Raw genomic sequence first — 8,320 nt, forward strand, 5'->3', positions numbered from 1 at the left:
CCCGCACCCCAAAGACAAACCTAATGTACCCCCGGGGGGGCCACCCCCCGCCGCCCCCGGGGGCGGCGGGGGGGGGGGGGGCCGCGGGCGGGGGGGGGGGCCCCCCCCCCGGGGGGGGGGGCGCCGCCTCCGCGAAGCCGAGGGGGTGCCTGTGCCCTACTTCCCGAGCGGCCCTTCTGCTTCGAGATCGCGGAGGAAGCTGTCAAGGGCCCCTGAGTAGACGTGAACGGCGATGCGCGCGTGCCCTGCTTCCCGGAGATCATTGGCTAGGGGCGCTGCGACGGCATAGACCTCAGGGCTGACCCGATGGCTGGCCTGCTTCCCCGTGCCCACGTCCGTCTCCCGAGAGAGAAGGAACTCCTCGGCGAGCGCCAACTGCTCCTCTATGGTCTTCGGCAGATACTGGCTCATTGCAGCGTCGACATACTGCGCAGCCGTCAGCGACTTACCGGAAGACGAACAGTCTTGCGCCACCCGTTTGCTTAGCTGTGTCACCAAGTCCGCCGCGAAGCGGAACGGATGCGTCTGCCAGGCGTCCCGACGGAGCTTGAGGTCCACCCTGCTGCTACGCCATGAGTTGAGCAATGCCGTGTGTGCGGGCCCCACCTTGGAGCCCTGGCGAGTGGAGACAGAGCGCTTTCGCCGGGACCCTGATGAAGGTGCTCCCCCCGCTCCTGGCTCAGCCTCAGTCGTCTCGGCTGTGGCCGCCTCCTCCCCCGGGACCGGCTGCTCGTCGTCATGAGCAACGGGGTGCTGCTCAGCGGCCTCCCCGTCGTCGGGTAGGCCTTGGTAGGCATGCGGGGTCGTTCCGTGCATTGCTCCAGAGTTAGCAGCGTCTGGAGATGAAAGATCACCGGAATCCGGTCGTGCCGGTTCACTGAGTTGCACATCCGTGGCGGAGACCGACAGAGGCGTGGCGGAGCCGGATTCCGCTCCCTCACTCAACGCCTGGTCTTCGGCCCGCGTCAGCGTAGTGTCCGGCGCAACCGCCTCAGCCGCGCCCTGCAAGTCAGGGGGTGTACTCGGGGCAGGCACGGCAATGGCGTCTTGTGAGGCCGAGGCCGGAACCTGGACAGCCTTAACTGGCTGAGCTCCGGCACCCTGACCCAGGACTGAGCGGGCCGCCACGCTCGCCGCACCCGACAGGGCGGGATTGCTGAGCAGGTCTGGACGAGGCCTGAGACCCGCGACCTTCTTCGCCGTCCTCTTTTTGGGTTGCTTGCGCTCCGCTCCGGAGGGCTCTTCCTCAGGCATCGACGTTCTCCTCGACAAGGACCGGATCGGCGATAGTCCACTTCTGGCGCGGCAGTTGGATGCGGTCCAGGATCTCCTCCACGACGCCCGTGTACTGCTTGCCACACGAGTGATTCGGGAACCGCGTTACGGCGGGCCGGCCGTGGATGTAGGACTCCGAGATGCGGACGTCGCGTCGCACATCCGTAACGAACGGAAAGAGGCCCCGCCCTGGCTCGGCGTTGATGCCGTCACCAATCATCGCGTTCCGGATGTCCACGTCCTGAGCCGTCCACGCAGACTCGGGGTTGGAGCGATTGAGTAGAGCGCCGAGAAGCTGTGGCTCGCAGACTCCCTGGGTGTTCGTTGCGATCGCGTGCGTGGCTGCGCTCAGAACCAGGGCACCCTTGATGGACTGGTACTCCGGGATGCAGACGGTTACCACGAAGTCAGCGGCTGCCAGCGCCACTGCGTTGAGGTGGGATACGGCCGGCGGTGTGTCGATGAGGACGAAGTGGAAGCCCCGTGCCTCCTGGAGCAAGAGGTGCCGAAGGGTGACGATCTCCTTGTAGGGCTTCGTCACGAAGGCGTTCTGCGCCGCTGACATGGATGCCTCTTCCGAGGCAAGGACGCAAAGCTGACCGTGACCTTCGAAGTCCCCCAGTACCTCGTCGGTGCGGTCGAACATCGCCTGCTTGAGATGCGGACGCGGGAACTTCTGGAGAGCCATCTGCAGGATGTAGCCGAGAGACCGCTGGAGCTCCGCTTCGTTCACAGCCTCATCCTCATGGCCGCCGAGCGTGATGCCGAGCGCGGTTCCAGCTTGCGCCTGGGGCTCAAGATCAACAATTAGGACGTTGTAGCCGGCCATGGAGAGGCGTGCGCCCAAGTTCACGGTGGTGGTCGTCTTGCCCACGCCGCCCTTCTGAGTGGCGATGGCAAGCACCACCGGCGCCGGGAGCGATGCCTCGTCGGCGACGTCGATGTCGCTCGGATGGACTGTGGTCATCGCGAGGGCCTCCGGAGTTGGGAGAGAGGGTGGTTGCGGGAGACGGCGAGGTGACTGTCGCGTCGTGTCACGCGCTTGAGGTGTATCTGAGTGGCATTACTGGTCATTTGCTGCATCACGAGTGCGCTCTGCTGGTTATTACGGACATTGGGGGCGTGCTTCGTGCACCGGATGTCTGCAGTCCGTGTCACGACGCGACACGGGCGACCATAACAGGAAGATGCGACGAGTGTTGGTGTTGTGGCGTAGCGCGGGGCGTGTCGTGAGCCTTGCGGTGCGCCGAGTCCACGTCAGTACCAAGGCCGCGGAGCTTGAGGGGCTGCCGCCAAGGCTGGGAGTTGTGCAGGCGGCGACAAGAGGCCATGCATCTAGATAGCGCGAAGGGATGTGGGTGCGCGTACAGGCAGAGTGGCGGGGTCAGACGTCCCAAGGTGCGGAACGTTCGAGAAATATGCGTTCGGAGCATGAAGCGTGCGGATCAACGCGCAGGCGGTGACCTCGTCGCAGGTGGGCGGGGTGATAGTGGGCAACAGCCGATGTAGAAGCAGTGTGTGTCGATAGAAGTGCGTGTTAGGTGGAGAGGTGAGCAACCTGGCTCCGTAGATCGAAACCTACAGAGGTGCGAGGATACCTACAGAGATCCCTACAGAGATCCCTACGTACCTACAAGCATGCCTACAAGCGTGCCTACGGGGATGGGTAAATTGGCTCAGCCCTAGCAGTCAGTGCGCGAACCATGCATGGAGGCGTAATGAGCATGTGTAGGCCACGAACGGCGAGCGCAAAGTGTGGGCGTAGGACCAATATATGTGTTGGTGGCGGCAAGCAAATAGCCAGTAGTAGGTGCGCAGGACGGGTTGCAAGTCCATGCCGACTGGAACGAATTTTTCACTGAATCAGAGTCGAGGCGAGTGCGCACCTTTTTGGTACATCAATGACTAGGTGCAGCGTCGGCGTACCAGTTTCTTGGAGTCCAAAGGGACCTGATGTTGCAACTCCGTCCCAACCAAGCTGCTTGAGACCATTCCCGACGACCAACCATCTTCGGCCGATGTCATAAGCCCGTCGTAATGAGGCTATTCGAGGCCACTGCTTGTGCACATCCCAATGGAGAATTCAAGGAGGTGGCGAGCCCGAGGAGGCAGTGGCCGTGTAGCGCGCGCAGTGGACAGCGGGGGGAGCCACACGGCAGCAACACTACGTCTGGCGGCGACCAGGCTCTGGCCGGTGGCAGTAGAGCCCCTAAACGCCTAGAGCCAGAACGCCTCGGAGCGCTGAACGGCTCCGCCGCACGCGGCGGGCCCAGGTGCCTACATGGCCCGAGTGGGCTTGGTGAGGTGGGCCAGACGGACAACCTCTGGTCAGCCGAAGCGGTCGCCCGGGGCTGGATCGCCGGGGGCCTGGCCCCTACTCGATGATGCTGTGACGAAGCGCAGCCAGAGCCGGCCGTCGCCGGTTCGGATGTCCAGGGTGCCGGGGCTGGTGCTCTGGACGTGGCCGACGGGTTGGGCGCGCAGGGCCCTGCGGGCGGCCATGAGGACGTCCAGGCCGGGGAGTTCCCGGTGGTTGGGGTCGGTGGGCTTTGTCCAGGCGTTGTCAGTGCGGATGTGGACGGCGTAGTTGGCGTCGGGGTCGATCAGCTGGCGGGCGGTGGCGTAGGCGTGGTTGGGGTTCATGTCGCTGCTCCGTCGGCCGAGGGGCGGGGGTGTTCGTGCTCGCCGCCGTTGTTCACCTCGACGAGCAGCAGACTGGGCCCTTCGTTCTGGTCCTCGATGTGGACGTAGGGGACGTCGGAGGCGGGGCCCCACTGGGCTCGGCGGCGGATGAGGACGCTGACGCCGTGGACCTGGATCTCGTAGACGTCGCTGGGGGTGTTGTCCTCGGGAGAGGCGTCGACCACGGTGATCGACGCGTCGCGGATGCGGTGGAGTTCGGGGTCGGCCATGGAGGTTCCGGATGTTGTCGGCGCGGAGTCGGGGGAGTAGGTGGCGGGATCGAGTGCGACGAGAGCCTCGGCGATGGCCGAAGCCAGGTGGGAAGGGACGAGGCTGGAGTCCTGCAGAAGCGCGAGCTTGTCGCGCGGGGTGTCGGCGTGGTCAATCGCGTCGAGCTGCTCCTGGTCCTCGGTGTCGTCGCACGCCCACTGCTGGGCTTCGGCGAGGAGGGCTTCGAAGAGGGGGCCGGCTGCGTCGGTGGGGTTCATGAGGGGCCTTGGGTCGGGGTGCCGGGCCCTGCGGGCCCGGCACCGGAGGAGGGCGGCGTGGGGTCGTGTCAGGGCTTCGCGGGGAGGAAGTGGACGAGGCGGAGGGGGGTTTGCGGCACGCGCTCGTTGAAGGCGTCGACGCAGTCGGAACAGGTCGCCAGGCGGGGATCGGCCGCGATGGGCTGGTGGGACTCGGCGCCGCACAGGGTCCAGCCCTTGCTCGCCGGAGCCAGCGGGGAGGTGAGGGGGCCCGGGTTCCAGGCGGTGAGGTCGGTCGTGGCTGCGATGCACGCCTCCGTGGTGGGGACGGGCGGGGCGTTGCGGACGGCTTCGGCGAGCTGGAGGAGGAGGCCGAGCACCTTGTCGCGGTTGCCGTAGAGGGCGATGCCGTCGCTGCTGTCGTAGACGGCGGCGACGATCTCGCCGGGTTCGACGAGTGCGTCGTCGGAGCTGAAGCCGGGGTAGAGCAGGACCGGTGTGGCGTTGGCGGAGACCCACTCGAATTCGGTGTTGCCGAGCATGGGGGAGCCCTTCGGGTAGGGGTGCGGGACACGGGCGAGCGGGCGCCCGGCGCGTGGCCGGGGCGCAGCTGTGGGTGAGGTCAGGGGGTGACCGGCTCGACGTGTTCGACGGTGTCGTCGAGCCAGGCGTCGTCGTCGCGGGCGAACTCCTCGTACGCGCGTTGCACGGCGTGGCGGTGGGTGTCGACGGGGAACGTGCACGCCCAGTTCGCGCCGTTGGCGAACGCGTGCCGGGTGAGGGCGTCGACGGCGGCCTGGTCCTCGTCGTCGACCTGGTGGGACGCGGTGATGCTGAGGGTGGCGTTGTCCGTGGACCAGCGGCCGATCAGCAGAGTGGACATGGCGTGGCTCGCCTTCGTGGCTGGCCGGGACCCGGCGGTGGCTCACCGGGCCCTGGGGACGGTGAGGTTCAGGAGGCCAGGACGACGCGGATGTGTTCGCCGTAGCCCGGCTCCGACCACCTGGTGAGGGAGTCGAGGGCGGCGGCGATGTCCGCGAAGCGGTCCCGGTCACGGAACCCGCCGGTGACCTCTTCGGTCCTGCCGCCGTACATCTCGGTGACCTCGGCGCCGCGCCAGCCGGGTCCGCCCCAGTAGTCGAAGACCACGGCGTCGGGCATCGGGGCGTCGGGGCCGTAGTGCCGGACCAGCGCGCGGCGCAGCGCGGCCCACCGGCGCTCGGTGTACATGCACGGGTGGAGGTCGCCGACCGGCTTGCCCTTGCTGCCCCATCCGCAGCCCTCGCAGTAGCGCTGCCCCCGGTAGTTGTAGGCGGGGCAGGCCGGGTTGCCGCAGCGCCATATGTAGCCGGCCTGGCGGGCGAGTTCGTGGATGCGCTGGGTCTCGGGCTCGTCGGCATGGGCGAGGAGACGGGCTATGACGGATCGGACCGCTTCGGCTTCGGACATGGGAGATCTCCGTAAGGGGGCGTGGGGGAGCGGCAGTGCGGCTCCGAGAGGGGGCGGGGTGGAGGGGAACGTCACCCTCAACACGAAGAACACTACACACTGAAACACGAATAGGCAACGGATCGGGATGGTGTGGGCCCGCGCAGCCCAACCCTTCAGGAGACGCAGCGCCACGGGGTCAACGCGCTGCCGTAGGCGGGACCCAACGGCGCGGAGTCCGAGCAAAAGCGCACGGACACACTGACCTTTATCTCGCGCGCGCCGGCCCTTCGGGAGCGCCGGCGCCGCCAACACGCCAGCCATCGGCTCAGCCTCAGCCGTTCTGGAGAACGCGGTCCGCCGCCTGGGCCACCATCAGAGGCATGCGTGAAGAGGACTTCCAGGAAGAGCAGTACTTCGGCCACGACTTCATTCACCTCACTGACGCGCCCTTGTGGGAGGGAGAGGCCCTGCCCAGGTCGCGCAGGACCAAGAACTTCAAGAATCGGCATCTGCTTCCCGGGGCCAGGGTGCGACTGCTCGACTACTTCGACACGGGGCGTACGCCCCCCAAGGAGATCTGCGCCGCCGTACGGCACAGGGCGTGGGAGGACCTGGAAGAAGCAGGAGGGCCGCTTGATGCCGTCGGCGACCGGCTCTACGTCCTGGAGTTCCTGTCCATGATCGAGAAGTTGTCCTACATCAAGGTCGGCAGGGCGGAGAACACGCCTGCCAACACCCGCGAGGTCGTGGATCGCATCTCACGCCATGAAAGCGACGCGCAGGTGACTCAGGCGCTCCTGTTCCAGGCGTGGATCTCGCGCCCGTGTGCCACGGCTGAGGGATGGGAGACAGGCGTCAAGGATCATCTGACGGCCGTGACGGAGATCCTGAGAATCGGCGTGGCGGTCAAGAAGGAGGACTTCCGAGGCATCAGCCACTTCGACGCCGTGCGGGTTGCGAAGATGCACCAGGAGCACGTTGATCTGGCCTAACGCCGAGGAGCGAGCGATCCGGCGAGCGTGTCGGCGATGGTCAAGAGAGACGGACGATGCCGATGTGCACGGTCCGGCCGCACGGGAGGCTTCCCCGCCCATCCAGACCGCTCTCGGTGCGCCATGTCCGGACCTGCTCCAGCCCTGCGCCGGCGGCAGCGGCGGCACTCTCCACGTCGTCACCGCGTGCGGCTGTCGCCAGCAGCCGGACCGTGAAGACCTGGCCGTCGTCGTCCACCCACAACTGGGCCCCCGGCAGCAGCTCTTGGTCCAGTGTGGCCGTCCACGGGGCCAGCGTTCGCAGCAGGGCAGCCGCCGCCGACGTCGACGTTGCGCGGAGTCTGGGTGCGGTCCCGTGCACCGGCGTGTCCACGGCGGCGACCAGGACCACTTCGTCTTCCAGGTCCGCGGTGATCACACCATCGTCACGGTCGACCGCCCGGCCGGCCACCTCGCCGCCCGTCGCCGCTGACAGACGCGCCATACTCACCGAGGCGGCCGGCCCGCTCGCGCACACCTCCGCCTGCACGTCCCGGTCGCTCATGCACAGCCGGACCGGCTCCAACGGGCCACAGCTATCCAGCAGGCGGGCAACCGCTTCCACGCAGCGGGCCAGGGAGAGTGACATGGCCGCCATTCTCGCCCCAGCGAGGTCGAGGCGTTGTGTTGTCCGGCCAACGGGCCGGCTTGAACCCGGGCAGCCGCCGGTCGGCGGTCAGCTGCCCGCGGCGGCCGTCGGCCGGGTGTCGGTGACCGGCCTGAGCCACGGCACCGCGTCGTGGGCGTAGCTCTGGAACGCCGGGACGAGGTCCGAGGAGTCGTCCAGGGCGCTGAAGTTGAACGCGATGCTCGTGGCGCCGTCGTCCAGGGCGCACAACTGGCTCCCGCAGTCGGGGCAGCGACCGCGCCGCGTCTTCTGTGGGTACGTGTAGAACCAGACCGGCTCCCGGCCGATCCACACCAGACCCGCCAGAGGGAAACAGACCCACGACATCACCGGCCCGCCGCTCAGCTTCTGGCAATGGCGGCAACTGCACAGGTGGGGCGCGTCAGGAGCATCGGGCACCTCGAAGCGGACGGCCCCGCACAGGCAGCCGCCGCAGCGTAGGGCGGACGACGAAGAAGAGTCGGTGGTGGTCACGGCTTACTCCCAGGATCGAAGACCAGCAGCGCGAACGCATGTGCTGCTCACGTACACCTCTACCGATCGGGCAGCAGTTCGGTTGCTGTCTTGAGAACGGGTTCACCAAGACGTGTGTCTTCGGCTCAAGTACGCCACGGGAAAGGCGTTGTGGGTTGCGCCAGCCCTCGGGGAGCGGCTCGTCGTACCACGCGCCAGTGCCGGGCGGTCGGCGGCCACGGCACCGCCTGGCCTGGGGCCCTAGGTGTTCTGTCTCGGGAGGTTGTGGACGGGTGAGCCAGGTCTCGGCTGAGGGATCTTGAACAGGTGAGGGCCTTCCGGTTCGGTGTGGA

Annotated in this window: 10 protein-coding genes; 1 reads left to right on the top strand and 9 read right to left on the bottom strand. The window is 67.2% G+C overall.

What is annotated here, in order from left to right; genetic code table 11:
- Window positions 1-156: 156 nt before the first annotated feature.
- The 7 genes from ACIGO6_RS40480 to ACIGO6_RS40510 form a co-directional block, all read right to left on the bottom strand.
- Window positions 157-558, bottom strand: a complete 402-nt coding sequence (locus ACIGO6_RS40480) for a hypothetical protein (protein WP_399885610.1) — start codon at window positions 556-558, stop codon at window positions 157-159.
- A 688-nt stretch (window positions 559-1,246) separates the two neighbouring features.
- Window positions 1,247-2,242 carry a ParA family protein gene (locus tag ACIGO6_RS40485; RefSeq protein WP_399885612.1) on the bottom strand — a complete coding sequence of 332 codons (996 nt, stop codon included), beginning with the start codon at window positions 2,240-2,242 and terminating at the stop codon, window positions 1,247-1,249.
- A gap of 1,361 nt (window positions 2,243-3,603) precedes the next feature.
- Window positions 3,604-3,918 carry a hypothetical protein gene (locus ACIGO6_RS40490; RefSeq protein WP_399885614.1) on the bottom strand — a complete coding sequence of 105 codons (315 nt, stop codon included), beginning with the start codon at window positions 3,916-3,918 and terminating at the stop codon, window positions 3,604-3,606.
- Window positions 3,915-4,445, bottom strand: a complete 531-nt coding sequence (locus tag ACIGO6_RS40495) for a hypothetical protein (protein WP_399885616.1) — start codon at window positions 4,443-4,445, stop codon at window positions 3,915-3,917. The genes ACIGO6_RS40490 and ACIGO6_RS40495 overlap by 4 nt, the downstream gene beginning before the upstream one ends.
- Before the next feature lie 68 nt (window positions 4,446-4,513).
- Complete coding sequence (locus tag ACIGO6_RS40500; RefSeq protein ID WP_399885618.1) at window positions 4,514-4,966, bottom strand: hypothetical protein; 453 nt, start codon at window positions 4,964-4,966, stop codon at window positions 4,514-4,516.
- Between the two features lie 80 nt (window positions 4,967-5,046).
- On the bottom strand, window positions 5,047-5,307 hold the full coding sequence (locus ACIGO6_RS40505; RefSeq protein WP_399885620.1) for a hypothetical protein: 261 nt from the start codon (window positions 5,305-5,307) through the stop codon (window positions 5,047-5,049).
- A gap of 68 nt (window positions 5,308-5,375) precedes the next feature.
- On the bottom strand, window positions 5,376-5,873 hold the full coding sequence (locus ACIGO6_RS40510; RefSeq protein WP_399885621.1) for a hypothetical protein: 498 nt from the start codon (window positions 5,871-5,873) through the stop codon (window positions 5,376-5,378).
- Between the two features lie 362 nt (window positions 5,874-6,235).
- Between ACIGO6_RS40510 and ACIGO6_RS40515 the strand changes: the two genes are divergently transcribed.
- The gene (locus ACIGO6_RS40515; RefSeq protein WP_399885623.1) at window positions 6,236-6,847 is read left to right on the top strand and encodes a hypothetical protein; all 612 of its coding nucleotides are present in this window, start codon (window positions 6,236-6,238) and stop codon (window positions 6,845-6,847) included.
- 40 nt (window positions 6,848-6,887) lie between these two features.
- On the opposite strand, the gene ACIGO6_RS40520 is transcribed toward ACIGO6_RS40515, so the two are convergent.
- Window positions 6,888-7,475 carry a hypothetical protein gene (locus ACIGO6_RS40520; protein WP_399885625.1) on the bottom strand — a complete coding sequence of 196 codons (588 nt, stop codon included), beginning with the start codon at window positions 7,473-7,475 and terminating at the stop codon, window positions 6,888-6,890.
- 87 nt (window positions 7,476-7,562) lie between these two features.
- Window positions 7,563-7,988 (bottom strand): GFA family protein, encoded by a 426-nt coding sequence (locus tag ACIGO6_RS40525; protein WP_399885627.1) that lies wholly within the window; start codon window positions 7,986-7,988, stop codon window positions 7,563-7,565.
- Between the last annotated feature and the right edge of the window lie 332 nt (window positions 7,989-8,320).

This window comes from Streptomyces sp. NPDC053750, from assembly GCF_044544295.1.
Classification (GTDB): Bacteria; Actinomycetota; Actinomycetes; order Streptomycetales; family Streptomycetaceae; genus Streptomyces.

Coding starts and splice junctions, on each gene's coding strand:
- ACIGO6_RS40485 (WP_399885612.1), bottom strand. CDS start 2,242: ATGACCACAGTCCATCCGAGCGACATCGACGTCGCCGACGAGGCATCG.
- ACIGO6_RS40490 (WP_399885614.1), bottom strand. CDS start 3,918: ATGAACCCCAACCACGCCTACGCCACCGCCCGCCAGCTGATCGACCCC.
- ACIGO6_RS40495 (WP_399885616.1), bottom strand. CDS start 4,445: ATGAACCCCACCGACGCAGCCGGCCCCCTCTTCGAAGCCCTCCTCGCC.
- ACIGO6_RS40500 (WP_399885618.1), bottom strand. CDS start 4,966: ATGCTCGGCAACACCGAATTCGAGTGGGTCTCCGCCAACGCCACACCG.
- ACIGO6_RS40505 (WP_399885620.1), bottom strand. CDS start 5,307: ATGTCCACTCTGCTGATCGGCCGCTGGTCCACGGACAACGCCACCCTC.
- ACIGO6_RS40510 (WP_399885621.1), bottom strand. CDS start 5,873: ATGTCCGAAGCCGAAGCGGTCCGATCCGTCATAGCCCGTCTCCTCGCC.
- ACIGO6_RS40515 (WP_399885623.1), top strand. CDS start 6,236: ATGCGTGAAGAGGACTTCCAGGAAGAGCAGTACTTCGGCCACGACTTC.
- ACIGO6_RS40520 (WP_399885625.1), bottom strand. CDS start 7,475: ATGTCACTCTCCCTGGCCCGCTGCGTGGAAGCGGTTGCCCGCCTGCTG.